This window comes from Cupriavidus sp. CuC1 (genome assembly GCF_044627735.1).
Lineage (GTDB): Bacteria > Pseudomonadota > Gammaproteobacteria > Burkholderiales > Burkholderiaceae > Cupriavidus > Cupriavidus ulmosensis.
On sequence record NZ_JBIUHC010000032.1, the window covers coordinates 40,951 to 66,697 of the forward strand.

At 63.7% G+C, this 25,747-nt stretch carries 15 protein-coding genes; 7 read left to right on the forward strand and 8 right to left on the reverse strand.

Annotated features, from left to right (window positions below; all coding sequences use genetic code 11):
• Nucleotides 1–16 precede the first annotated feature (16 nt).
• Entirely contained in the window at nt 17–1,297 is a 1,281-nt protein-coding gene (locus ACGLHR_RS16110) for a hypothetical protein (RefSeq protein WP_400095128.1), read from the forward strand.
• A 67-nt stretch (nt 1,298–1,364) separates the two neighbouring features.
• Here ACGLHR_RS16110 and ACGLHR_RS16115 read toward each other — a convergent pair whose 3' ends face one another.
• From ACGLHR_RS16115 to ACGLHR_RS16140, 6 genes are all read right to left on the reverse strand, one after another.
• Nucleotides 1,365–5,834 carry a helicase-related protein gene (locus ACGLHR_RS16115; RefSeq protein WP_400095130.1) on the reverse strand — a complete coding sequence of 1,490 codons (4,470 nt, stop codon included), beginning with the start codon at nt 5,832–5,834 and terminating at the stop codon, nt 1,365–1,367.
• Nucleotides 5,824–7,872: a hypothetical protein gene (locus ACGLHR_RS16120; protein ID WP_400095131.1), complete on the reverse strand. Its 2,049-nt coding sequence runs from the start codon at nt 7,870–7,872 to the stop codon at nt 5,824–5,826. The genes ACGLHR_RS16115 and ACGLHR_RS16120 overlap by 11 nt, the downstream gene beginning before the upstream one ends.
• Nucleotides 7,869–9,161 carry a hypothetical protein gene (locus tag ACGLHR_RS16125; RefSeq protein ID WP_400095133.1) on the reverse strand — a complete coding sequence of 431 codons (1,293 nt, stop codon included), beginning with the start codon at nt 9,159–9,161 and terminating at the stop codon, nt 7,869–7,871. Before ACGLHR_RS16125 ends, ACGLHR_RS16120 begins: the two co-directional genes overlap by 4 nt.
• A 45-nt stretch (nt 9,162–9,206) precedes the next feature.
• A complete protein-coding gene (locus ACGLHR_RS16130) occupies nt 9,207–12,602 on the reverse strand; it encodes a UvrD-helicase domain-containing protein (RefSeq protein WP_400095134.1) in 3,396 nt (1,131 codons plus the stop codon).
• Nucleotides 12,603–12,616: 14 nt separating this feature from the next.
• Nucleotides 12,617–15,274 (reverse strand): PD-(D/E)XK nuclease family protein, encoded by a 2,658-nt coding sequence (locus ACGLHR_RS16135; RefSeq protein ID WP_400095135.1) that lies wholly within the window; start codon nt 15,272–15,274, stop codon nt 12,617–12,619.
• A 121-nt stretch (nt 15,275–15,395) separates the two neighbouring features.
• A complete protein-coding gene (locus ACGLHR_RS16140; protein ID WP_400095136.1) occupies nt 15,396–16,511 on the reverse strand; it encodes a helix-turn-helix transcriptional regulator in 1,116 nt (371 codons plus the stop codon).
• 240 nt (nt 16,512–16,751) lie between these two features.
• On the opposite strand from ACGLHR_RS16140, the gene ACGLHR_RS16145 reads away from it, so the two are divergent.
• The 4 genes from ACGLHR_RS16145 to ACGLHR_RS16160 all read left to right on the forward strand — a co-directional run bounded on the left by ACGLHR_RS16145 (nt 16,752) and on the right by ACGLHR_RS16160 (nt 21,271).
• Nucleotides 16,752–17,708, forward strand: coding sequence for an ATP-binding protein (locus tag ACGLHR_RS16145; protein WP_400095137.1), 957 nt, complete (start codon nt 16,752–16,754; stop codon nt 17,706–17,708).
• A gap of 78 nt (nt 17,709–17,786) precedes the next feature.
• The gene (locus ACGLHR_RS16150) at nt 17,787–18,998 is read left to right on the forward strand and encodes a hypothetical protein (RefSeq protein ID WP_400095139.1); all 1,212 of its coding nucleotides are present in this window, start codon (nt 17,787–17,789) and stop codon (nt 18,996–18,998) included.
• The gene (locus ACGLHR_RS16155) at nt 18,998–20,620 is read left to right on the forward strand and encodes a hypothetical protein (protein ID WP_400095140.1); all 1,623 of its coding nucleotides are present in this window, start codon (nt 18,998–19,000) and stop codon (nt 20,618–20,620) included. The genes ACGLHR_RS16150 and ACGLHR_RS16155 overlap by 1 nt, the downstream gene beginning before the upstream one ends.
• An 18-nt stretch (nt 20,621–20,638) precedes the next feature.
• The gene (locus ACGLHR_RS16160) at nt 20,639–21,271 is read left to right on the forward strand and encodes a flagellar motor protein MotB (protein WP_400095141.1); all 633 of its coding nucleotides are present in this window, start codon (nt 20,639–20,641) and stop codon (nt 21,269–21,271) included.
• A 43-nt stretch (nt 21,272–21,314) separates the two neighbouring features.
• Here ACGLHR_RS16160 and ACGLHR_RS16165 read toward each other — a convergent pair whose 3' ends face one another.
• Nucleotides 21,315–22,145, reverse strand: coding sequence for an SIR2 family NAD-dependent protein deacylase (locus tag ACGLHR_RS16165; protein WP_400095142.1), 831 nt, complete (start codon nt 22,143–22,145; stop codon nt 21,315–21,317).
• A 187-nt stretch (nt 22,146–22,332) separates the two neighbouring features.
• Between ACGLHR_RS16165 and ACGLHR_RS16170 the strand changes: the two genes are divergently transcribed.
• Entirely contained in the window at nt 22,333–23,085 is a 753-nt protein-coding gene (locus ACGLHR_RS16170; RefSeq protein ID WP_400095143.1) for a hypothetical protein, read from the forward strand.
• A gap of 76 nt (nt 23,086–23,161) precedes the next feature.
• Here the strand turns inward: ACGLHR_RS16170 and ACGLHR_RS16175 are convergent, their stop codons facing one another.
• Nucleotides 23,162–24,133 carry a helix-turn-helix transcriptional regulator gene (locus ACGLHR_RS16175; protein ID WP_400095145.1) on the reverse strand — a complete coding sequence of 324 codons (972 nt, stop codon included), beginning with the start codon at nt 24,131–24,133 and terminating at the stop codon, nt 23,162–23,164.
• Nucleotides 24,134–24,354: 221 nt separating this feature from the next.
• Between ACGLHR_RS16175 and ACGLHR_RS16180 the strand changes: the two genes are divergently transcribed.
• The gene (locus tag ACGLHR_RS16180; RefSeq protein ID WP_400095147.1) at nt 24,355–25,707 is read left to right on the forward strand and encodes a hypothetical protein; all 1,353 of its coding nucleotides are present in this window, start codon (nt 24,355–24,357) and stop codon (nt 25,705–25,707) included.
• Nucleotides 25,708–25,747: the final 40 nt, after the last annotated feature.

Consider the following 25,747-nt stretch of genomic DNA (forward strand, 5'->3'; position numbering starts at 1 on the left):
ATATTTAGACAAGACAGTGTTCACACTTTCCCACGCAAACGGGCAGCAAATTCCCGATGAGAAATTCCTCGCTGCATGGTCGATCTGGTTCCAGCGCTTTCAGCCATCGCTTGACCCCCTGACTGACGCCATGCCGAGGTTGCCTAGCATAGATCCTCTGGCGCTGCAGCTTGCCGCGGGCGGACATTTCTCACTAAATGTCCTTTGCCGGACCCTCGCAACGCCGCCGTACCGGAACACGATGCAGGCTACCGGCGATCTGATGGCGGCGAATGCTCATCTGTTGGAACCTCTGGGTGGCGTCCGCAACCCGGCGTCCGGACGGCTTGTGGAAGGGGCGCGGCTCACGCCGGACGCCCAGACACTATTGAAGACATCTGCTAGCGATCCGGCATGGGCCGAAGAAATCGAGGCCTTGCTGGCGGCAGATATTGAGGTGGAGGCTGGTGGCGTGGACGAATTGCTAGCGGCGTCGCTGGATCCTTATGTCGAGCAGGGCACGGCGGCAGTGATGGCCGCTCCTGTTGGCGGAGCCGGCAGCCGTGGCGACCTGGTTGCGCGCCTGGTTCAGTGGATTGACCAAGAGCCGTTTCAGCCGCGATACCGCGGTAAGGCCGTGCGGGGGCAAGTGCAGGGCTGGGCGGAACGGCTTGAGGCCTACTTCTGGCCAACGCCCGACGTTGATCATCGCGCTACGCAGCTGCGTCTGACTCCCCTGTTGAACACTGCGCAGGCGCTTGCAGCAACCGCAGGACGCTGGACGCATCAGGAGAAAGAGCAGGCAAACGACTTTGCCAGAGCGGTCTTCAAATGGGGCGGTGTGCCACAGAAGCCGTTCGATGCCCGCACGGTGGAAGCGGTATTCCTGTCCGCCATCGGCGGCATCTCCCAGCCTGGCGCGCTGATGAACAGCGGCTGGACCAAGGTGGCTGCGTTTGCCACCGGGCACGTTGGGGAAGACAACGGTCTGGTCATCTGGGACAGCCGGGTTGCGCACTCGCTTATCCGGCGCATCGATGCATTGCTGGTTGCCGACGGGCAGCTGGGTATCCCATCTTACCTCCAGCATATTGGCCATGTGCCGGGCAGGGGCGGCACGCGCAAGCAGGTCGCTTACACGTTGCCCTGGCCGAGTGGCTACCGCAGCTGGCCCGCGGTGTTTGCGGGCAGCGCGTTGGTGCGGGAGATCCGCGATGAACTAAATCGCCTTGGCATCGCTGCGCTGCTGATCGACGGCAAGGCGACACGCTGGACCGCGCGGCTGGTGGAAATGGTATTGTTCATGGATGGCTATTGAATCGAGGGGGCAGGCAGTGGGTCCTGAGCCCTCATGGGGAGAGGACCCAGCCACAATGCGCTTAGGTTCACGCCGCAATGCGCTGCGCGATCATGGCCTCGAGAAACGCGTCGCGACAGCTTTGTCGTAAAAAATTGGGGGACGATTGCATCTTCCCTAGTGCCACCTGCCAAGCGCCCAGCAGCTCGTCACGGGCGCTGTCCCAGAACGCAGGCTCATGGTAGAGCGCGAGATAGCGATACCTGTCGTCCTTGCAGGTAAATGCGCCGTAGCCGTCTGCGGGTTGCCCCTCCCAGATGTCCGGCAGGGCGTGAGGCAGTTGCTCAAGCCCCGAATGCTCAAGAGTGGGAAACCTGCCGGATTGGATCGGGCTGGCGGTAAGTTCCCAGACAAGCTTAGGCCCGTCCATCACGCCCTTACCTGCGATCACGCCGCTTAGATCCAGATAGCCTTGCAGGCTGTAGCGCTGTTTGCCGGTAGTGCGCAGATGCAGCAATCCGTTTTCCAGGAATGCCAGTGGCGCGACGGCCAGCTTGCGCTCGGCACTGTCACCACTGGCTTCGTGGAGGCTGTCTAATACGGCCTGGAAAGCTTCGGAGAACCAGGTCCTCACGCCGGCGAGCATCTGGCCGCAGGCCAACAGGTCATCATTCTGCATATTTGGGAGAGTATTGTTGGTAAATTGTCCGGCTAGCGCAGAGAGGCGCATTGCCGGATTGCTGCGGGGGCTGCTGAATGCGATTAATGAGGGAAATGCGCTACGCGATCGAAAGCTCTTCACCTTGTCGTCAGCCGAGACTGGGAGCACCCTGCGGTAATGCAGCGCTGCGCGTGCGATGTCGGCTGCGAGCCGCGTCAGCAAGTGCCATTCATCGCCTGCGCTCTTCTGGACGACGGCGGCTAGCCAGATGATGCCGGCATCCTTCATCAGGTAGCCCCATTGCCTCATGGCGTTGTGGCCGGCCAGCGTGTCGTCCAGTTTGTTCTTCTCATCCCATGCATCGCATACGGCTGCGCGGAGCAGCCAGAGCGTGTCGCCGATGGATTCCAGCAACGCCTTGCCGCTCATGGGGCCGGCGGCAGCCAGCGCAAACGACACGTCCGCCGTGCATGTCAGCGTTTTCAACTTGTCATCGATAGCGAATCCGTGGCCATGGACGCTGCGCACCCCCGCCGGAACCGTGATGCAAAGTTCCGCAGCGGGCGATCCGGCGCGGTCGGCACTGGCCGCAGTCGTGCCGCCTTGATTGCTTGCGCAGGGTACCAGCACTTCTTCCGTTCGCCTGACCGCAGTTTCCTTGCGCGATGCCTTGCCTTTCTTGCGTGCTCCGTTGTCTTCGCCTGGAACGACGCGCAGCAAGGGCGATTGGCTGTCCACATGCCGCCGCACGCGGACGGCGTCGATGGCGGTGAGGTACTGACCTTCTCCCACCGTGCCCGCTTCGCGAGGGCTGCCGCGTTCGGCTTGCCCGTCGCGGAGGTTGGTGGGCAACATTAGCGGCACCGAGGCCTCGTCATTCATTACGAACCTGGCTGACTCGGGGAAGAACGGCTCATCAGACGCGCTGTTGCCTGCTGCCGTCAGAAAAACGCGCTCGTCGGCTTCCAGCGAGGCAACATCGACCTCCCCCATCTCGTCCTTGCGCTTGCCAAGATCCATCCGCAGGTCGCTGGTGATCTTTGCACGGATGATTCGGTCCACCTGGTATCGATCGAGCGTGCCGTCAAGATAGGGGAAGGCTACGCCCAGGCGTGGTAGCTCGGCCGGCCCGCCGGCTTGCTCAGCCCGGGCGTACTGCTCGATGCGCCGGCCGATGAGGCTGCCGAGCCGGTCAACGCGTCCGATGCGCTGCTCGAGGTCGCCGGAGGTCCAGGCGACGCCGTAGTGCACAACTGAGTCGCAGAAGAGGTGCATGTCCACCCCTTCTTTGAGCACGTCGGTGCAGATCAGCACGTTCGGATGGGTGGGGAACTTGAATTGCCTGACCGCATTCTGGTTCTTGAGCCGGCTGGATCGCCCTATCACTGGCGACATCAAACTGAATGCACGATTGATCTCCTCTTCACAGATCCCTTTCCAGTCTGTGGCGTCACCGCCGCGCAGGCATTTGTCGACGATCAAGTCGAAGTGTTCGATCCAGCGCCGAAACTTCTCCTTCCAGTTGGCTACGTAGACGGATAGCTCACCCAGAACCGGGTCGCCGGCATGCTCCAACAGCCACAGGAGTTTCTCCGGCAGCTCGGTTGCGTTGTCGGGCGTGCGGGCCACGCGCGAGTGCAGCACGTACAGATCCACGATGAAGTCGGTCTGCCGCATCGACTGCAGTATGCAGCGTTGCAAAGCCGCGCGTTTCCACCCCGCATCCGCAGGTTCATCCGTGTCATCGAAGAGCCATTTGTTGCGCGGATCGACGCGAAGCGCATCGATGCGGGCTGCGCCGAGAACGATGTCGAGAAAACGCGCCCACCGTTCGGCGTTCTTCCGCCAGATGCGCTCGTTCTGCTCCTCGGTACCAGTCGGCTCTTCGGGCCGCCTCAGCAGGAAGCCACGTAGCGGCTTCTGCGAGGGCAAGGTTGCGCTAAGCAGCCGTTGAATGAACGAGACCAGCTTGCCGTTCTGCTTCCTCTCACCCGACGCGCGCTTCAATGCATCGAAGTACGGTAACGCGATCGCCTCGCGGAACTCGCTGGCCCGGAATGTTTCGCCGTTCTCGCCATCTTCATCGTCTTCATCGTCGTCATTGCCGTCGAGGCTGTCGCTCGGCGCGTCTTCGCCCTCATTCGCATCATGCGAGTCATCTTCAGCCAGTCGGCTCGCCCAGAATGCATCAGGCGTCATTCCCGGGTTGCCCTTTCCGCCGAATGCGTCGAGGCCGGCCAGCGTTTCCCATGCCTCAATGCGCCGGTCGACCTGCCGCTGAAATTGCACGTGAAGCAGGTCCCGGATTTCCTCGACCGTATCGATGCGGCGGACAAACACCAGCGTCTTGTCGCCTGCGCCGTCCTTCAGGCTGCGCTCGAACAGCGCCTCTGCCGTCCGGTTCAGCTTGGCATGGGGCAGCGCCATGGCATGCTGCCCCGGGCGCTCCGCGCCCGTGCGTCCGTTCATCGCTTTGACAAAGCTGTGATTCAGCTCGTCGATGACGGTCCGGTCCATTGCCCTGTTTGCCTTGTCGTCAGCGCCCGCTTGCTTTCGGTCGAGTGCGGTTTCGTACTCACGCTCTACGGTGTCTTTCGCTACGAAGGCCTTGCGGCTGGCCTCGGAACGCCGGACCGAGGTCGACAGAGACTCGAACGACGCGCATTCGCCCTGACGGAACCTGTTTTGCTTGCCCGCCAGCACGCCAACCAGACGCTTCTGCACCAATGCCATGGTCAGCGACAGAAAGGGATCGTCGGCTCCCGTGTAGCGCACGCGCTCATACTTCCGATACTCGATCTTGCCGTAGCGCTGATGCTGGCTGTCCGCGTAAGTGCGGGTCCGGCGCACCATCATCTCGGCAAGTAGGTCGATCACGTCGACCTTGAGGCCAAGCTTAGGGTCGAGCGTCCAGGTGGCGCGGCTGCATCGCGCTTTGTGGCTGCAATCCCCGCACGCGCCGGGGATTGCCGACTTGCCTTCGGCATTGAGCCGCGAAGGCAAGCGGCATAGATAGGCGTCGAGACTGCGGATGTCTCCGGCGCTGGAGTGCAGTGGCGTTGCGCTCATGAACAGCCAGCGATGGACGTTACGGCGGAAGATGCCGGCAATATGGCTGTTCTGGTAGTTGTCCGTATGACGCAGGTACTGCGCTTCATCGAAGATCGCCAGGTCAAGCGGCTGGACGGGCTCGTCGCCTATCCTGCCACACGTCATCAGCGCCCCGATGCGTTTGCAGTATTCCTCGCTCAGAGCGTGGGTAATGTCCTCCCTGCTTGTCTGCGACGGCTTGGCGTGGGCCTGGGCAATCTTGCGCTCCTCATCGCTCAACCGCTCCACGCCGTCCACGCCCACCAGGTTCGCGTAGTCCTGGAGGATGGCTTCCGGGCTGTCGCCCTGAAGATTGAGGGGGCGGCGCAACGACGAATAGCGCAGCAGGTGAATGCGCGCTTCACCCAGGCGCAGGGCTGCGACGAAGTCGCGGAGATTGCCATGAAAGTGCAAGGTCTCGAGCTGGCGCCCGTTTGTCTCGTCGAGCAGCCTGCCGTCAAGCAGTTTGTAGCAGGTGCGAAGAAACTCCGACCACTCGCTCTGCCACTGGCGCTGCAGCGTTGCGCTGGAGCAGATGATGACTACGCGGGAATCGGGCTTGCGCAGGAATTGCGTGGCGATAATCCCCATCGCCTGGCGGGTCTTGCCCATCCCGACCTCATCGCAGAGATAGGCGAAGCCTTTGCTCTCCAGCAGATGCCATAGCCCGGCAACGCCTGCGCTCTGGAGCTTGGCTTGGGCGCTGGCGGCCTCCGGTGCGACCGCGTCAATACCGTCAAAGTCGATATATTCCCGAACCATGCTCGCGGTGAGCTTTTCGGGTATCAGGTTCTTGCTAGTCGGCATGTCGGGCCTGGGTGCGGGATATGGTGTTCGTGTCGCCTTCGGTAACGACCTCGGCGCGGATTTGCGCGTGGAACCATTCAAGGAATCGCTCGGCGCGGTCGTCGGTGTACCTGCCAAACATCGCCGTGAATGAGGGCGATTTGCGTAGCATCGAGGCGATGTCGTCACGCATGTCTTCGATGCTGTTCTCGATCTCGCTTTCAAACTCCTCCGGAGGAGGCAGTTTGATCGTGTTGAGCCGGCGCAAGACATCGCGCATTTCGGCCAGTTGGATGTACCTGCCGATCTTCTCTTCCGGGGTAATAGCGGGCTGCAGCGTGATGGCGCGGAACAGGTTCCTTGCGCCATAGGGCGCGAGTGCATCGTAGGGGTCGGGCGGATCGCCAGCGGCGCTGCGCTTGCGGTGGTACTCGAGCAGCTTCCATGTCCCCTGGAACAGGGCAAAGAAGTCGTAGGTCGGCTCGGCGGATTCCTCTTCACCGTCACCCTCGCCTTCACCGGTGCCTGCTGCGCGGCGTCGCGTCTTGCCGCCCGGGGCATCCGGATCGAGCCCGCGGAGCAGTTCAAGGACCTTCGTCAACCGGGGGCGCGGCTGGTAGCCGAGCTGGTCCGGTTCTGCGTTGACCTGGGTGACGAGGCCACGGAACGTCTCGCGCGTGCCGCGCGCCGATAGGTAGGAGACCGAGAACGTGCGCACTGGCTGCGAGCCGCGGAACGGCAACGCTGGCAGGACCTGTTTCTGATGGATCGGCGTTAGGGCGAGCCGATGGGAAAAACCGTCCATGTGCAGTACGATGTCGCGGATTGGCTCCTTGCTGGTCATCGTGAGTTGCCCGCTAAACGCGTGTGCCTTCCAGTTGCATAGGACGACAGCCTCGAAGGGCGGGAGCGGCGGCGCATGCTCATCTTCCTGGTCCGGGTCAGGCTCCACGAGCGATGGGTCCACCAAGGGCTCAATCTGTGCGGCCCAGGGATTAGGAGATTTGCCGAGATCGTAGCGAAGCATGGCCTCGACGTTTGCCAACGCGTCGCCTTCCGGCGCAAGCATGGCCGCTTGCGTGAAGTTGGCGGAACCGATGCACAGTACCTGTCGCTTGCTTGCGTCTTCCAGCATCAACGCCTTGGCATGTGTGTAGCGCTCGCCATCGGCGGAGAATTTCCCATAACGCTGCTTGACCGCTTGGGGCCGGGCGTCCGGCTCATGGGGGAAGCGGTACGTTCCGTCGGGCAGCAGCGATGGCACAAAGCAGCATTCCTTGACCCCCAGTTTTTGCACGAGAGCCGGCACGCTGCTCCAGTAGGGCGAAACAATGGTCGCCGATCGCCACGGCCCTCCATGGCTCAGCGAATCGAGCAGGGAGCGGTGCGGGCCTTCGCCGAGGGGCAGCGAGAGGTGCAAGGTAGGGGCACTGGCGGCGGCCGGGGCCAGTTGGTCCTTGGCCGAGAGTGCCATCAACAGCTTGTCCAGGACGGTGCGTATATCGCCTTCCTCACGGGCTTCGGCGGCTTCAAAATAGCGCTGCGCCTCACCCTTCAGCCATTCAATCAATGGAATCAGCTCGCGGGCATGTTGCTCGCCGACGGCCGTCATGCCCACGACTTCCCGATTCATCGCCCAGCCCGACAGCGAGAGGTTGCCGCTACCGACAGACAGCCATAAGCCCGGCTTCCGCGTCTGCCGCAGCGTGCCCGCCATCAGCATGATCTTCGGGTGGAAGCGGCCACTGGGCAGTCCTACCGGTAGTACGCCGTAGCGGAGGTCGCCCTTCGGCTCCGGTCCCGTGGATCGGTCGCAGGCGACAACGCACTTGAGCTTGCCCAGTTCGTCGTTGATCGCATAGCGGGTCTCGGATGCGCCTTTGAGGTCGTCAACCGAGTCTCCCACCAGCAAGGGCAGCACGTTCGCCTCGAAGAACTGCGAAACGAAGTTGAAGGTCGTGAACAGGGCGTAGCGCTCATGCTCCGTAGAGAAGCGATCGCGTATGTGTTCGAGCGTGCCGCGCATCACGCGCGCCAGCTTGTCGGGCGCCGTGCTCATTGCGCATCCTTGAATACTTGCCCGTAGAGGCTCGAGGCGGTGTTGAGGTAGTAGTCGTTCATCCACGGATAGCCGGCCTGGAGCCGCGCCTTGGCGTCGGCAGGATCACGGTCCGCGGCTACGGGGGCAACCACGACTTCTCCCTCGATCAGAACTAGCGGGTCACGTGCCCGCTCGGTCATGCATCGGGCGTGATAGAGCACCAGTTCTCGCATGAAGGCGACCAGGCGCGCGGTGTCGGTGGTGCCGGTGGCAGGCACGGAGGTGCCAGCCAATGTCTCGGCGAGGATGAGCATCTGCTTCATGCGCTGCGAATCCAGATCTCCACGCAGACGCAGGAAGTTTGTCGCCCGGCTTGCGATCCGGGCGTGCAGGTGCTTGAGTTCGGCGGCGACTTGATCAAGCCGCTTCCCGGGCGAGGCACGCAGCAGGTCAAACACGTCCTGCATCACGAGCAGGAAGGGCTCGCACCACTGCACGCAGTCGATGGCGTGCCGCAGCTCCGACGAGGCAAGCCGTGCGATTCGCTCGTCCAGGCGCAGCTTGCCTGGGGTGGCCACTCTGCGGAGCTGCAGGAAATCGAGCGCTAGCTGGCGTTGTGCGGTCTGGCCGAACAGCTCCTCGCGCAGCATGGTAGATAGCGCTTCATCGCTGAAGACGGTGTCGAGGGCCTTCGACAGTGCAGTGCCTTCCAGATGCACGGCTGGAACTAGTGCAGCCGTTGCCTCGAGGGGATCTCCAAGCGCGCCTGCTAGTTCATTCATGGCCTTTTGCGGCCAGATTCGAGCCAGCTCTCTGGCCGCGCCCGGATGTATTGTTCCGTCGTCAGCAAGAAAACCCGCTCGCCGACAGCTGCCGCGGTAGTACTGAAAGAGGCCGTTCGCCACGGTCTTTGTCGTTCTTGTGTCGACTGTGAAGCCGTCCTTTGCGGCGGTGAGCGAGTTGGTGCCGAAACAATGTGGGCGGTTGTTGCGGAACAGCCAGTATTCGATCAGGCCTTCCATGAGCCGAAAGTACCCGCGCACACGCTCGTCGGAATCGAGCAGAGACTGGATCGGCTTTTGCAGCGCAAGCCATTCGATCAGGACTACGGCCTTGATGCCATTGACCTGGAAAACCGGCGACGCCAGGTTCGGTACCAGTCGGCGGCCGAACGCGCTCCATACCGGCAGCAGACCAAGTGGGTCGCGGCCGCCGGCCGACCGGCTCAGCGAAGGGTCTGCGTCCGTGAAGTATGGGAGCCCCGAGGGCACCATTGTGGCCGTAGCGCCAGGGTCAAGTTCGCTCATTGAGTCTGATTGGAAGGCATGTTGTGGAAGGGAACGGGTCCCGTGTCAATGGCTGGCAGGCTGGCTGGCGCCAGACCACGGCGTCACCGGAATCACCAACCCCGGCGTCACCAAGACAATCAGCCCACGCGCCGCCCCAGTCATGCCCAGATAGCTCCGCACCTGCGCCCGATAGTGCTCAAGCGTGGCCGGGTCCGGATTGACATCGCTCTTCCAGTCGATAATGACCTGTGGGGTACCGTCGTGCGCAAAGCTTGCGGCATCCGCGATACCCACTGTGGCCTCTTCCGTAGTCACGTTGTCCGTCGACGCATAAACCGGCAGCTCCGGCACCAGCGTGAGCCGCAGCGCCGCAATCTCGGGCAAGGCCAGCGTGCGTGCCACGCAGCCGGCCATCTCAGCGGCCGACAGGCCGACTGCCGCGTCCTCATGTGCATCTTCCCCGAGCATTGGGATCAGCTCGGCCGCGCGCGCGGCCAGTGCCTCAACGGCATCGTCGGTCTCGCCGGTCAGCACTTCTTCCAGCAGCTTGTGAATGATGAGCCCGCGCTCGCGCCCGCCCTGCACCACCGGGAACAAGGCCGACGGGCCTGCTTCGCCGTCTTCGGACGCAATCAGGATCTCGGGCACTTCCTCCTGCATCAGCGGGCCGTTGGCGCCTTCGTCGCGGCTCGGCGCGAGCCAGTCGAGGTGCCTGCGCTGCAGCACGATGTTGAGCGCTTCTTTCCTGAAGCTGTCGTGGGTCTGGTGATTCGCCGTGGTTGCAGCTGCAGCCACGATGCCGGGTTCCAGGCCGTCCAGGTCCAGCGCGTCGAGTTGCGAGAGGGAGAGGTCGAGCAGAGAAATCCACGCCGAGTCTCGAACGGGCACGTCGAGCCTCGGCAGCACGAGCAGCTCGCGAGCGCGGGTGACGGCCACGTACCAGAGGCGAATCCTTTCGCGTTCGAGCTCGGCCTTCTCGGCATTGCGCGCATCTTCGTAGCCAGCGGGCTTGATGCCGAAGACCGGGCAGTAGAGATGGCCGGTGGCGCGCTCGGTCACCGCGGTGTCTGCCGCCACTACCTGCGTCATGGTGTTGATTGGCACCACGATCGGCCATTCAAGCCCCTTGGCGGCGTGCATGGTGTAGAGGGCTACGGCTTCTTCCTGTGCATCGGGGCGGCCTTCGCTGGCGCGGGATGCGTCGGTCCAGGCCGCCGTCATGGCTTCGGCGAAGGCGCGCAGCCCGCGCACGGCGTAGGCGCGAGCGAGGTTGAGGTAGAGATCCACATTGGCCAGCGCGCGCTCTGCTTGTCCGCGGTGGCGGTCTTGCAGGATGGGCCGCATGCGCAGCATGTCGATGGCTTGCGACAGTAGGTCGTACGGCGTGGTGGCGTTGGCCTTGCGGCGCAGCGCTTGCAGCTTTGCGATGACGTCGCGCGCCAGCGGATGCTGGATGGCCGTCAGGTCCACGTTGATATCGAGGCGCGGCAGCGTGTCGGGGGCGTGTTCCGGGCGGGGCAGCGCCCAGATGATGTCGAGCAGTTGTTCCTCGGTCAGGCCGACCAGCGGGCCGCGCAACAGCGCGCCGAGCGCGAGGGTGTCGCGCACGTCCGCCAGCACGCGGGTGACGGCGATGAGGTCCTGCACTTCCTGCCGCTGGAAGAATCCCTTGCCGGCTTGTGTGGAGACGGGGATGCCGCGGCGTTCCAGCGCGGCTTCGTAGCGCCACAGGTCGCTGCCCGTGGGCGCCAGCAGCGCGATGTCGCCGGGCCGGCACGGTCGCTGCGCGCCGCTCTTGCGGTCGGCGATGGGGTGACTGCCGATCATGCGCGCGCACATGTCGGCGACGGCTTCGGCCTCCGCGTCACGCTGGTTCTCGGCGGTGACCCTGTCGCCTTCCGCTTTTACCTCCACGTGCAGCGCGACGACGCAGCGCTGCGCGTTGTCCGCATTGTGGAACGGATCGAGTGCGGTGAATCCCGGCTGGCCGTCGGCGCGAAGGATGGCTTCGAAGCGCTCGTTCACGAATTGGAGGATCGGCGCGCGCGAGCGGAAGTTGGTGGCGATGGGCAGCACGCTGCCGGCGTCCAGCGTGGCAAAGGCGTCGCGTGCCTGCACATAGGCGGCGACATCCGCGCCGCGAAAGCGGTAGATGGCTTGCTTGGGGTCGCCGACCAGGAACAGGGCGCCGGGGCGGATCGTGAAGCGGGTCCAGTCGTCGCGGGCGTCCGCGCTGGCGGGCTCGCCGCACAGGCGCCAGACGATTTCTGCCTGGAGGGGATCGGTGTCCTGGAACTCGTCCACCAGCACGTGGCGGTAGCGCACGGCCAGCGCCTGGCGCACGGCCTCGTGATCGCGCAGCAGGTCGCGGGCGGCGAAGATCAGGTCGTCGAAGTCGAGCAGCGCGGCGGAGCGCTTGTAGTCGTTGAATCGCTCGATGGCGGGCTGCACGGCGGCAACCAGGCCGGCGAGCACGCGGGTAGCAGCCTGTTCTTCCAGTTCCTCCCAGGCCTCGCAGCACGCCTGGTAGAGCAGCGCGGCTGCCGCAAAGCGCAGCTCGCCTTCGGCCCGGGGCCTGCCGGCGTCTCTGGCGGCGTCGGCCCATTTGCCTTTGCGCCGGAAGCCCTTGAACTCGCCGGTAGCCTTGCAAAGCGCGGGGTCGGGGCGGGTCATCAGCAAGCGCGCGAGGTCGGCGGGATGTGCCTCGTCGAGCCGGAAATCCAGCGCTTGCCCCATGGCGGCGAATAGCCCGGCGATCTCCATGGTCTCGGCTTCCTGAATCTCCGACTCATCCATGAATGCGCTGAGTTCTGCCGCCCCGAGCCGGAAGGCGGAAACCAGCGGGGCCAGCGGATGTGCTGGCCGCACCGTCGCATTGCGGTGATTGCGCAACTCCGCGACGATCCGGTGCACCAGCTTGACCGTGCCATCGGGATCGTGCAGGACCAGCTCGGCAATCAGCCCGGCTTGCGCGCCGTCCAGTTGCTCGCGCAGCCAGCCATCGATGATGTCGGAGAAGGCCAGTGCACCCTGGTCGCGGTCCATAATGCCGGCGCCGGGGTCGATGTTGGCTTCGACCGGATAGGGCTTGATCAGGCGCTGGCAGAAGCCGTGGATGGTCGAGCAGGTGATCTCGTCGATGAGCGCGCTGGCGGCGTGCAGGTTGCCTTGATGGTGCAAATGGAGGCCATCGGGCAAGGCGGCGCTCAGCTCCGCGGGGATGCGGCCTTCGGCGAGTTCGGCGACGAACTCGCGCACGCGGATGACCAGCTCGCTGGCGGCCAGTTCGGTAAAGGTCACGGCGGCGATGTGCCGGGGGGCGATGCCTTCGGCCAGCATCATGGCGATGCGGCCGGCCATGACCGCGGTCTTGCCCGAGCCGGCGCCGGCTTCCACCAGCAGGGAGCGGTCATGGTCGGCCATGGCGGTGCGGCGCGCGTGGTTGTCGTTCAGTGGCATGGCAGTCGTGTTCATTATTCGGCCCCCCAGACGAGGGTCGCGTCGCCAAGCAGCGCGTTCGCGCCGGCGAACTTGCGCTTGCAGTATGTGGCCGCGGCGTTGGCCGGCAGGGCGAAGGCGAAGTCGTCGTAAGCGCCGCCGGTGTCCGTGCCGATGACCGCGGTGCCGGCCAGCAGGCCGCTTCTGGCGACGCTGAGGTGGCCGGAGATATCGGCCAGTGCGCTATCCGCGTCCTCGAGAGGCAGCTCGACCATTTGCCTCGGGTACAGCAGCGATGCCGTGATCTGCACGTCATCGCCAAGCAGCGCCTTCACGGCGAAGGCATAGAGGCAGCGCTGCAGTTCCTTGCCGCCGTCCAGCCGGATTGCGGTGGCGGGCGCGCGGCCGGTCTTGTAGTCGCGCACCAGTGCACGGCGGCCATCCTGGGAGATGTCCAGCCTGTCGATATACCCGCCGATATGAAAGTCTGTGCCGGGAATCTCCACGCGCGCTGTCGCGTCCCAGGGAAGCGCGGCATCATGGCGAGGCGCTGCGTTACCGAACGGGACCTCGCCGTAGGCGCGTGCGCCAGGCAGCGATTCGCCCCACGTCAGCGCGCGGACCGCCAGCATGCGTACGTCGTCAAGCGTGCGCTGCCAGATCACGCGCGGCGGCACGGCCTGCTCGGCCTCCCACTGCGCGGCTGCGGCATTGGCGGCATCGCACACGGCGGCCACCACTTGTTCCTGACTGGCCTTCGCCATGCCGCCAGCAGCTTCCAGCGTCTGCAAGGCGGTGTCAAGCGTCAGGTGGACAAAGTTGCCCATGCTCATGGCGTCCAGCATGATCGGCTCGGCGCCGCCTTCCGGAGTCCGCCAGCGCATGCCGTACTGCCAGACAAAGCCGAGCGGATTGCGCAGCAGCTGCCGCAGCGAGCTCGCCGATTGTGTGCGGTCCAGGATCGCGCGCAGCACGGGATGATCGGCGCGCACGAGGCCGTCATGCGGCGTGAGTTCGGCCACGTGCCAGTTGTGCCAGCATTGGCTGGCTGCCATCGCCTGCGCCGATTCGCGGAACTCAGCGGGCCGCGCGAGCAGGCGGTCGGTCTCGCTGAAGGCGTGCTCGGGCACAGCATTGCGGCGCAGGTACGTCTCGGCGGGCATGCCCTGCAACAGGGCGCTGCGTCCCATGACACGTCCTTCCCCGTCGCGCCGCGAGCGCGACAGCACGACCTCGTCCGTGGTGCTAGAGAGAATGGTGTTGAAGCTGTGCCGGTCTGCGACGGCAACCGGGAACGGGTCCAGCTCCTTCCCCGGCACGATGTGGTCGGAAAGCAGCCGGTCTTCGGCAATGCCGCGCGGCCAGCGCGAGGAGTTCAGGCCCAGCAGCCGCACGAAGCGCCGTGGCGCGGCCGCCAGCTCGTTGGCCGGCATCCATGCCACCGAGACGCAGGCCTCCAGCCCGTCATCCTGCTTCAGGTTCTCCAGCGTGGTGTCGATCGATGCGGCAGGGCCCGCCAGCAGCGCTTTGCGCCAGATGCCCAGCGCGCGTCCGCTGAGCACGGCCTCGCCGACTTCGCCTGCTGCGTGGATGCCCTTGTCCAGCAACGCAATGAGTGCGCGCAACGCGGCGTTGTGATCGGTCTGGTCGGGCCACGACTCGGCGCGCACGCGATCCAGCAGGCGATCCCAGGCCTGCGCCGAAGTCAGCGGGGCGTCCGCCGGCAAGATACGCGTCCAGCCGGCGGGCAGGGTCTCGAAAGCGCCCTTCGCGCCCGCATGCAGCGCTGCCAGCCGGCGCATCCGTGTCTGGGACAGGCCGCGCACCAGGATATCCGCCAATGCGGCGGCGGCCTGCCCGTCGCGGCTCGCGCTCACCTTCACGCCGTGCACAAAATGCAGGTCGAGATTGGCATCGGCGCGCAGCGCAAGGAAGTGGTCGTCGTATTCCGCAGGAGCCACCGCGGCAATCGCAATCTCGGCGGGCTTCGCGCGACCGGAGGCGAGCAGGCCGCGGGCCCAGCGCATGGCCTCGATGGCCTCGTGGTAAGCGGTGGCGGCGCTCACCGCCTGCAACGCGGGCTGCTGCGGCGCCGATTGTTCGATCGTGAGCGCGCTGCCCGCGAGCCAGGACGGCACCGCGTGGGGCCCGGCGACCCAGCGCGTTGGCGTGCGCGTGGCAATGGCCTTGATCAGTGCGTGCCAGCACGGCGCCACATCGGCAAGGCTGGTCAGGTCAATGGGACCAAACAGCGCCGGTACATGGACAAGACGCTGCATGGCCGCGTTTGCGAGGTCCGTGGGCCGCTTCATCGCGGCGGGCAGATGGGCCAGCACCGCGGCTTCCAGCTGTGCCATGGAGTGCAGGCGGGGATGCCGGGCTGCGCGCGCCTGCAGGTCGATGCCGGCGCGCCAGGCCTTGCGCAGGCTGTCGGCGGCGGCGTCGACCATGCCGGGCAGGTCCTTGATACTGTCGAGCTCGCCCAGTTGCGTCTCGGGCAATGCCGCCTGGATGGCGGCGCGCAGGCTCTCGTCGTCCAGCGGCTTGAGGAATCCGCCCGCGAGGCGGGCCGCCAGTTGCTCGATGCTTACGATATGCAGCCCCAGGATGCGCTCGCGCGCGGCCCTCAGGCGCCACTCACGTGCGGCCAGCCGGCCTTGGAGGACGACTGTCCGACGATGATATTCTTTCAAGATGAGTACCTCCACGCCTACACAATGCCTCGCGCATGATTCAAGATGCAGCCTACCTTGAATACCCCCTCTACAGTGGGGTGCAAGGTGGAGCTGCGTTGCCGTGCCGGCTTGCTGTGCGTCAACAACGCCGACCAGCGATCCTACGCGGGCTACCGGACGAAACGTTGTCCGGTACCGGAGTTTGCGCAACGAGATCGTCGGCATAGGGCAGGCAGGCTTGCCTGAGCTTGGTGGCGATATCGCGGCGCAGGTGGGCGGGTGACACCACCTCGACAAAGTGCGCGCGCTCCAGCAGCAGGTTGGTGAACTCCACGGAGGGGATGACGGAGGCGGTCAGCAGGAAGCCATCGCCTTGCTGGATGATCTCCTGGTCTTCGGCGAGCTTCTGCTCGCGAAAGAGATTGCGCAGCTCGCCGTGTTCCCGCACGGGCAGCAAAACTTGTTCCCTTGGCTGGGGAAAGAAGTCGCAGACGTGTTCTCCGCGCACATAGGTGTCCAGGTTGAAGGCGGGATCCGGCGTGCCGGGCAGGCCGGTGCTGGTTGCCTTGATCAGCCTGTCCATTCTCAGGATGTAGCGCCGGAATTCGCCATTGCGGCGGCGCCTGCAGGCCACCAGGAACATCAGCGGCCCTCTCTCGACCAGCGCCGGCGGCACGACGTCGAAGCATGCGGGCTCGCCCGCCAGCTTCGAATTCCGGTAGAGCACCTTGAGCGCTTCGTTCAGGTAGAGCGCATGGCGCACCGTGTCAAGCAGTTGCCCGTCCAGCCTGGGCGCAATCAAGGGGTAGCCGGCTTCAATGCGCACCGTCTTGTCTGCCCATGCCCGGGCCCTGACCAGGTCCGGCGCGATGGGGCTGGCACCAAGGGTGCGGCGGGCGCCTTCGAAGTAGGCCGCGAGGCCGTGGATGACGTGGCCCGGGAGGTGATTGGCGGCCAGGCGCTCAAGCGTTAGTAGCGCTAGCGACAAGTCGACCGGCAGGGTCCGACGCGGCCCGGCGGCAAGGCCTCTGGCGTTGGCGCGCCAGCGCCGCGCCCTGGCCTCGCCGTGCTTCTGCACCAGCCCGTCGTCGTACTCCAGGGATTCGAGCGCGCGCCGGATGGTCTTGTCGCTAGGCGCTTCGTCATACCGCGCCCTGACCTGGGCGTAGAGCTCGCCGGCCTGCAGCCACTGGCCGTCGGCCAGCACCAGCAGCACCTCTTGCTTCAGGTCCCGCCACTTCTCCAGAAATGCCATGTGGCCTCAGGTTAACGTTTTAGTTGCCGATATTCCTATCTGTTCTGGCCAGAGCTTGTCCAGTATGCCCTATACGATCGCCCGCGCACCGGACAACCGGGCGTTGTTTGCGGTGCGCATGTGGCTCATATGGGTCATACGGTTTACGGGCAGTTGCTGGCTGATCTTGATACCAGCGGCGGACCGGGCCTGGAGACAGCCAGCACATCCGGCCCGGCGCAACCCATATGGAGAAGCAACTTGGAAGAATCTGCTCAGTCGGCTGCCAAAGCGCCGAGGAGCCCGGGGCTCGCAGCGCAGGCGCAGGCGCTCGGCATCGCATTCGAAAGCCGCTCGCCACGCTACGTGCTCGACAAGGACGTGGTGCTGGCGGCGTCGACGCGGCGCCAGCTCGACGAGAGCGTTGCCAAGATCCATTTTCATCATCAGATCTATGTGGACTGGGGCTTCGCCGCGGTGGATCCGATGGGACGCAGCACCATCCTGAATTTCTATGGCCCGCCGGGAACCGGCAAGACCATGGCGGCGGAAGCGTTTGCCGGCACGCTCGGCATGGACATCGTGCAGATCAGCATCGCCGAGCTCGAGAGCAAGTTCATGGGCGAAACCGCGAAAAACCTGAAGGCCGCCTTCCGGGCTGCCTATGAGCTCGACGCTGTGTTGTTCTTCGACGAAGCCGACACGCTGCTCGGCAAACGGCTGTCTTCGGTGACCCAGGGCATCGACAACGAAGTCAATGCCATGCGTTCCACGCTGCTCATCGAGCTCGAGCGCTTCGACGGCATCGTCATCTTCGCGACGAACTTTGCCAGGAACTATGACGAGGCCTTTCGCAGCCGTATCACGCACCACGTGCACTTCGACCTGCCAGGCCTCGACGCGCGCAAAGGCATCTGGGGCCGGATGCTGGTCGAGAGCATCCCACTCGCGGATGAACGAGAGGCGATGATCGACGAAGCCGCGCAACGCTCCGACGGGCTGTGCGGGCGCGATATCCGCACATGCATGCGGCTGGCGCTGCCGAAGGCCTTGCTGTCGGCCAAGGACGGCGGTGTCGCAGCGCGCTTGCGCGTGGAGGACATCGATGCGGCGATCACGGAGGTGAGGGGCGCCAGCAAGGCGGTCGGCAGTCCGGTCGGCCGCGAACGTAGTGAGACGGCTCAGGCAGCGAAGAAGCTGCTAGGCATTGATTCCTGAACAGGAGGGGAGAACGTGGGTTGGTTTTCTGGATTTATTTCGAGCGTGGGTTCCGCTTTAGGCAGCGCCGCGAGCAGTATGGCAGCCGTGGTGAAAACCGGCTACGGCAAAGTGAAGGAAGTGGCGGCCAAGGTGGTTGGCGTGATGGCCGAGGAGGGCGAGAGGATCGTCGGCGATATCAAGAGCTTCTATAACAAGGCTAAGCCGTGGCTGGTAAAGGCGAAGGCATTCGTCGCCACCGCACGTGCGGGAGCCACGCTCCATCCGTGGATCGGCTCCGCGCTGACGTACTTGGAGAAGGGCCTCGATTATGCGATTGGCTTTGGCGACAGCGCGATCGCCAAGCGGCTGGACGATGCCATTGCCTGGGCCATTGCAGCGGCTCGCAAGTACCGGGACCAGGTTCTGGACAAGGAAGCGGCGGCCGAGGCCGAGAAGCACAAGGAAGCCCTCAAAGACGCCGAAGCCCGCGCAGCCGAGGGTGCCAGGCATGCGTTGAAGGTCACGCAGTTCATGATCGACTCCATGCTGGTGCGCAGCCGGATCGACGCACTGATGGAGCGCGACACCGTTCGGGATTTTGATCACTACCTGCGACTGCGCGCCGCGCAGAAGCTGCTGGCCAATGCGCAGACCCAGTTGCAGGACGCGACGACCGTGGATGCCGTCACCGCTGACGACATGTTCCTCGTCACGGTGGGATCCGATCTCCTGGCCGAGACGCCCGTGCTGTCGAACATCGACGCCGAGCGCCTGGATGCCATTGTGGAAGTGCGCTTTGGCAAGGGGCTGATCCCGTTTGTCTTCGAAGAGCTGATCATCGGTTGGGCGGCTGATCTGCAGACCCGCGAGGCGCGCGGCAAGCGTCTGGAATCCAGAGTCATCGATAGCCGTATCAATCTCAACCGCATGCTGCGTGCGCTGAAGAGCGAATCGCTGGCGCCGGAAGACGCCGCGGAGCTGCCCGCGCTGCAGGCGCAGGTTAGTAAGGGCATGAGCGAGCTGGAAGCCGCCAAGACAGAAAATGCAGAGTTCCGCATCTATGTGCAGGCCGCCGAGGGCTTCCTGCAATTGCTGGAAAAGGACGAAGCCACCCTGCGGGAGGAGGCGCTTGACTACCTGGTGGATAGCGGCAATGAGGCCGGCCGGATCCTGATCGATTGCTTGCAGTTCGGCAAGCGCTGGGAGCAACTTGGTGAAGACCAGCAGGCGCTGGTGGTCAACTTCTCGAACATCTTTGAGGCGGATAGCCGCAAGCGCGCCGAGCAGCTGGTTGAGGTGGAAGCCTGATGTCCGTTCTTGACGTACTTCGTTTCCTGTCGCCGGGTGCGGAACTGGTCCAGGGCCTGATCGGTGCACTGATGCTCCTGATGTTTGCCAGCACCAGCTACGGCGTCTGGCGCAACGCGCAACCGCACACGTGGCTAGGCAACTGGGAGAATCGCAATGGAGGTGGCACGGACGCCGCCGAGGTGCCTCCCGTTTCCCTGGCGGAGATGTCGGATGTGGTGGCGTCTCGCGCGGAGAAGGCGATCGAGGTCATGCCCGGCGTCCTGCTGATTCTTGGATTGCTTGGCACGTTCCTTGGCCTTGGCATTGCGTTGAATGATGCCTCCGCCATGCTCTCGAAACCCCAGCCGGACAGTGCGGCGATGGCTGGCACGATGCAGGGCCTGACGCACATGATGGAAGGGCTCGGCACCAAGTTCAGGACATCGGCCTGGGGGATTATCTTTTTCCTGCTGATGAAGACCGTCGGCACGTTCACGCGCCACGACGAAAGGCGACTGGACTGGTGTTCCGCGAAGCTGAATGAAATCTTGCAGCGCGCGCGGCAAGCCAGCAGCGAACGCGATTCGCGCATGCATGACAGCCTGATCCAGGCGTTGGAATCCATCGGCAAGCAATTGGCGAGTGCGATCAGCGTGCAAACCGCAGAGCTGCAGGTGCCGCTGCAAGCCGTAGCCAAAGCGACCACAGGCACGGTGACGGCGATCGCCGAGATTCGGGATAGCGCTGTGGCACAGCTAGCTTCGGCCAAGGAGATGCAGCTGACGGTGACGAAGACGCAGGAGGCCATGGAGCACTTCGTGCAGGCCAACGACGCCAACATTCAAGCCATGAGCGAAGCGGGCGAGAAGATGGCGGCCGGGGCCGTCAAGGTCGCGGCGTCCGCCGAGGCGCTGTGCAAGGGCGTGGACACCTTCGAGAAAGGGATCGGTGAAGTGGTCGTCGGACTCAAGCGCGATCTGTCGCAGAACATTGGCGATATGAACGATAGCTTCCAGGAAAACCTCAGATCCATGGCTGAGGAGCTCAAGAGCACGACCGCGAACATCTCTTCGGCGGTGGATGCGCTCAAGGGCAGCGTTTCGCAGACCATGGGCAAGATCGAGCAAACGATGGCGAAAGCCACCGCGCAGCAAAACGGTGCGATTGGCGAGTTCACCGAGATCAGCACTACGTTGCAGACGGTGGTAATGACCATGCAAGGCACCATCGATAAAGTAGCGACAAACATCCAGATGGGGTTGAAGGCAGTCTCCGAATCTGGCCTGCGTATGACATCGTTGGAAAAGCGTTTCGATGGCCTGATCGAGCAGTGCAATGGCATGATCGAGCAGTGCAATAGCATGATCGCTATCAGCAAAAAGGCAGTGAATAGCGGAGCAGACCAGGCGAAAGATCTGAGTGCTGCAGCAAACAGCATATCCACCGCCGCCGGCAGGCTCTTCAACGCAGACAAGGACAAGGATAGCCGCCTGTTCGCCGCTCTCGACCAGATGCTGGCGCTGCGCGTAAAGGGCGATGCCGACAGCCGCAAGCAGATGGACCAAATCCTGACGCACCTCGCCCGCATCCGGCAACGCGCGCATGCTACGCCGGCTGCCGAGAATGCTGAAATTCAATAAACCAGGGCGGTGCAAAGGATGAAGGACAAGCCGAACGAATGGGTATCCATTGCGGATCTGATGGCGGGCACCCTGGCGGTGGTGATGCTACTGCTTGTAGTGTCCATCCTTCAGAGCCAGTTTGCTGCGCTCCAGCACAAGGAAGAAGCGGAAAGAGGCGAGGCCTCACAGCGAAAGCGCGTGGAGGCCATGCTGACCGACATGAAGCGCGCGTTCGAGGCACAAGGCGCGGCCGGCCTGGTCGCCTTCGATCCGGCGGCGGGCAAGGTCACCCTAAAGGACAATGTGTTCTCTCGCGGCAGCGCCTGCGTGACGCTCGAGGCCAAGGCCGCATTCGCGAGTGTGGACCGTGAGCTCACGCATTACCTGACGGAAGCGAAAGAAGGGCAGATTTTCGTGGAGGGACATACGGACAGCCTGCCTGTGCAGAGCCCAGTCACAGATTTCGCGCGCTTCTGCACGGTCTATGACGACAACTACACGCTGTCGGCTGCGCGTGCGCGCGAGGCGCGCCGCTTGCTCACAGGCGGCATGACGGCGGAGACGGCGCGCCGGGTAATTGTGGCGGGCTTTGGCGACTCGCATCCGTTGCCGGGTGTCGATCCGCGCGACGCGAGGAATCGCCGCGTGGAAGTGCGGTTCGTCCGCTAGCTGTTTTGCCTCCTGGCCGCGATGGCGACCAGGAGGATCGGGCTCACGCCCGGCGCATCACCGAATCGATCGCAGCAAGCGTATCAAGAGCGGTTCCCGCCAGCCCCATATTGTGCTTCCCACCCCGGACGCCAGCCTGCCGGGCGTTAATCCGGATGAACTGCGCCGCATGGCGCTCGCCAAAGCGCCTGGCCGTCGGGATCTCCGTTCCCGCGCCCACCTCGATCACCAGGATGGTCTCGCACGCGCGGGTCCAGGTGTCAAGCCTGTCGCGCGATTCGACCGTTGGCGTTTCCACCCAAGAGAAGTCGTCGAACATGAGGATGTTGGGGCGGGCCGCGCCGCCGCAGTGCGGGCAGCGCGGCGGGTCGTTCAGCAGCTTGCACTTTGCCTCGTCCACCTCCGGCTGGAATCCGTCAGCGCTCCAGGTGTGCTCGGTGCAGGCTTGCAGGCACTGCAGCACGTGGATGGAGCCGTGGCACTCGTGGACCTTCTCGGACGTAAAGCCGGCACGCTGGAAGTGTCCGTCCACGTTGGAGGTATAGACCCGATACCCCTGCGGCATGCCCTCGGCCCAGCGGCGCAGAATCTCAAAGCCGGCATGCGGCTGCGTGCGCCGGTACAGCGCCATGCGGTGGCCGTAGAAGCCCCAGGCAAGCGCGGGGTGGCTGGCAAAGGCTTGGGGCGATGCGATGTCCTGGAAATTCAGGCCCGCTGCGCCCAGCGCGGGATAGGCTCTCCAGAACCCCTCCGAGCCACGGAAATCCGGCAAGCCGGAGTCGACGCCCATGCCGGCGCCAGCCGTAATCAGCAGTGCCCGCGCATTCCTCACCCAGTCCGCCGCTTCTTCGATCTTGTGCTGATCGCTTCTCATCCTTGTTTCCCCGTGAATGTCTCCGCCTGAGGGCGGCACTGCGTGATCGGTTCTCTTCAGGTGCGAGCAAGTGCATCAACGGATGCAGCATCTCCTCGCATGGATCAAATGCTAGATGCGATACCGGACAACCGCCTGTCCGGTCTGGACATGACACTGGCGCCTATCGCAACTCAGGAGCTCGCCTATGTCCCAGTACCCTCTTCTCGATCTGCCCATCCGCCAAGGCGAACTGACTCCGATTCGGCCGCTGCGGATTGCCATCCAGCGGTGGGGCTTTTCCGAGCAGGAGGCACAGGGTGTGATGATGGATTGCCCCACGTTTGCCGGTGGCATCGATTGGGTGCTCGGTGGACGGCGTGCCACGCAAGCCGACATGGTTGTGCATCTCGTGGACGCCGGGCGCCTGAGCGGCGCTAACGGTGGCGCACTATGGAATGCGATGGGGCCGGTGCAAGCAATGAGAAAGGCCCGCCAGACCGGCAGCATCGAGATCGCACTTGTTCTCGGTGCTGCCAGGCAACTGCCTGCGGTGCGCGCCGGCTGCTGGATCATGGCCGGGCCCCGCAGCCTGGCTTCCGCCCTTGCGATCCTGTTCCGGTCGACGGTGGAGCCGTCGGATCTGTCGGCGGGGCGTGGCGCCTCGCTCAGTTCGCTGCGGGAGCTGGCGTCGCTCGATACGACCTGCCTGCTCCTGCAGCACGCCGATCCCGAGCCTGAGCGCCTGGCCGGGAAGATCGAGGCAGACCTGGTGTCGCTGTTCGAGAAGGGCTATGCAGCGCCTTCCTGGATCTCCGTCGCGGCGCCGGTAGCGGCGATAGCCGCCATTCGCCAGACCACCCGGGTCATTGCCGGGCGCCTGGAGTACTCTGCGCGCCCGTTCGAGAAGTCCAATGCCGATGTGGTGGTGGCCTTTCCCTGGCCGGATCTGGCCTTCTAACGGGGAGGCGGGGGCGTACTACGCCGGGCCCGCCGCATAACGTTGCGCGGCGGCGTGAAGCAAGCTACCGATCTCCTCACGCAGGTGCTGAGGCGCGAGGACTTCGATAAACGGCGAGCGCTCCAGGAGCAGGTTCTTGAGCGCCACGGATGGCTGTGGCGGTGAGGACGAAGCCGCCCTCTTCTGGCTCGATCTTCTGGTCGATTGACAGCTTCACGGAACGGAACTGGCTTGGCACTGCTCGGGTCTCCCGCACGCGCAGCACGATCTGTTCCGGCTCTTCGGGGAACCATTCCAGGACCTTTTCTTTCTTGATGAACGCGTCGAGGTTGAAGTCGCTCTCTCGCACCAGGTCATGGCCCAGGTTCCTGACTTCGATGATGCGGTCGAATCGCAGGAGAAATGCCTCCCCCTGCTTGCCGCTCGAGCGCTTGCCTCTCACTACCAGGTACCAATAGGGGCCCTTCTCCACGATTGCATAGGGCAGGACCCTGTGCTCCTTCGGCTCGGCAGCGTCCTGGTCAGCCTTCTGGTATCGCACGTAGAGCGACTCATCACGGTACAGCGCTGCCCAGATCGTCTCGAACATGCTCTCTTGGACCTGAGGCGGAATCAGAGGATAGCCGGGGTCCAGGCGCGCGGTCTTTCCCATCCATGCGCGAGCGCTTTCCAGACGAGTATCGAACGAACTCTCGTGCAACACGCGGGTGGCGCCCTCAAAATATCCTTCGAAGTCGCCGATAACGCTGTTCGGGAGATGGTGTTTCGCCAGTTGTCTGAGCTTCAGAAGTGCCAACGACAGGTCAACCGGGGGACGGATGGCTTCCCTTGGCCCTTTGGCGAGGAGCCTCCAACTGGTGGCCGGGCCATCGCCTTGCCGCTCCAGTAGGCACATATGCTCGAGATCTTCAAGGACACGTCGGACCTTGCGGTCGTGAAGACCATGAAACCGTGCCCAAATGATCTTCTTTAGCTCGGTAGATCGCCAGACCCTGTTCGGGTGCGGCGCCATTGCGTCCAGGACGACTTGATGTTCCGGCTCAATCATGTGTTGCTATCTATTCTTCTTCGCAGGAACGAGTATCCTAGAAAGTCGACCAGAATTTGTCCAGTGAACGGCGTGGAATAGTGAGAGGGCAGGTCCAGCGGCGACATTGCTTGTTTAGCTCGTTGTCAAACAAGCAAAAAGATGGGGCCGTATAGTGAGGCGACTCTCGCAATAGAGGGGTCCTTCAGCGTTAGAAATTGAAATGGAGGCAGGGGAAGATCGTGGGCATCTTGTGGATTTGTGGGATTGCGTTGGTAATCGCATTGGTCGGGGTGGCTGTCTATATCGGCTACAGCATGGCGTTGCGCCGCCGCGATGACAATTGCAACGCCGGGCAGAGTAGCCAGCGCGCGGGGAAGCCGATCATCGGAGCCTCCCCTGCGGCAGGTGGCGTAATTGCGAGAGCTGCGCCTGAGGAAGTACGAGCCGTGCTAGGTACCGAGCTGCTGGTACAGGACGAGGACGGCAACATCATGATCAGCACGCGCGAGCTCGCCGCCATGCCTGCCAATGCTCAACCGTTGGCGGGGCGAGCCGATGTTCCAGTACACAGCGCTCGCCAACTTGCCGCGGATGTATTCAAAGGGGCCGTCGGCCTGCCGAACAAGACTGTGGAGCTGGTGTTCGATCCGAAAGTACAGCAAGGGTTGAAGGACGGTACGCTGGAGCTCATTGCTGCGCAAAAAGGCGGGGTGTACCCGACTGCGCGTCAAGTGGGTTCAAAAAAGTTTGCGGGCCATGGCAGGGTGATCGAGGGAGGACGTGCCCGTCAGATGGCTGCCGGCGCCTTCCAGCTTCTTAGCATCGCCGTGGCGCAATCGCATCTGGACGATATCAACAGGGGACTTGACGAGATCAAGCAGGGCATTTCGGACCTGCATATCTACCTGGACAACAAGGACCAGGCCAAGCTTGAAGGGGCGGTACTCTACCTGGGATCCTTGGTTTCGTTGATGAATGACATGAGATCGCCGGACGAATTGCCTCTGGAAAAACGTGGGCAGCTCGAAGCCATCTGTCGCGAGGCCATGGAATGGGTCGTGCAGCTGCGGCTCGAGGGGGAGGCGCTTGCAAAGCGCATTCTCGCCCAGAATGATGTAGATTCCTTGGGCGGGACGGAGAATACGCACAAGGCGCTGCTAGGCCATGCCGATTCCGCTCGACGGTTGGTTCAGAAACGGAACTTGTTGTTGCGTTTGATGGCCTTGTTGAATGTTTGCAAGGCATACGTCGATCCCTTGAACAGGCAGTCACTGCCGGTGGTATCTGAATCTGGCGTGGACGATCCGCTCAAGGCGATGACCGGTGTCTCGGGGTCTCTCCGCGATCGGGCTAATCAGCTCTTGTCTAAGTCGCTCTGGAACAAGCAGGAGACCCTGGAAGTGCGTCGTGGTGAGGTCATCGACAATGCCGAGGCCATGCTGACGCTTGCCGCGGGCCAGCAGCGGAGCTATGACAGGATGATGAATCAGCTAAAGGACCGGCTTGGGCGTCTTCAGCATGATGACGGGAAGATTCGCATGGCATTGAGCTTCGACAGCAACAGCGAGATCAGCGCGGTCGCCATGCTTTGACGGGCCGCGCCGTTGCGCTGCAGTCGTCTTGGATGGCCCT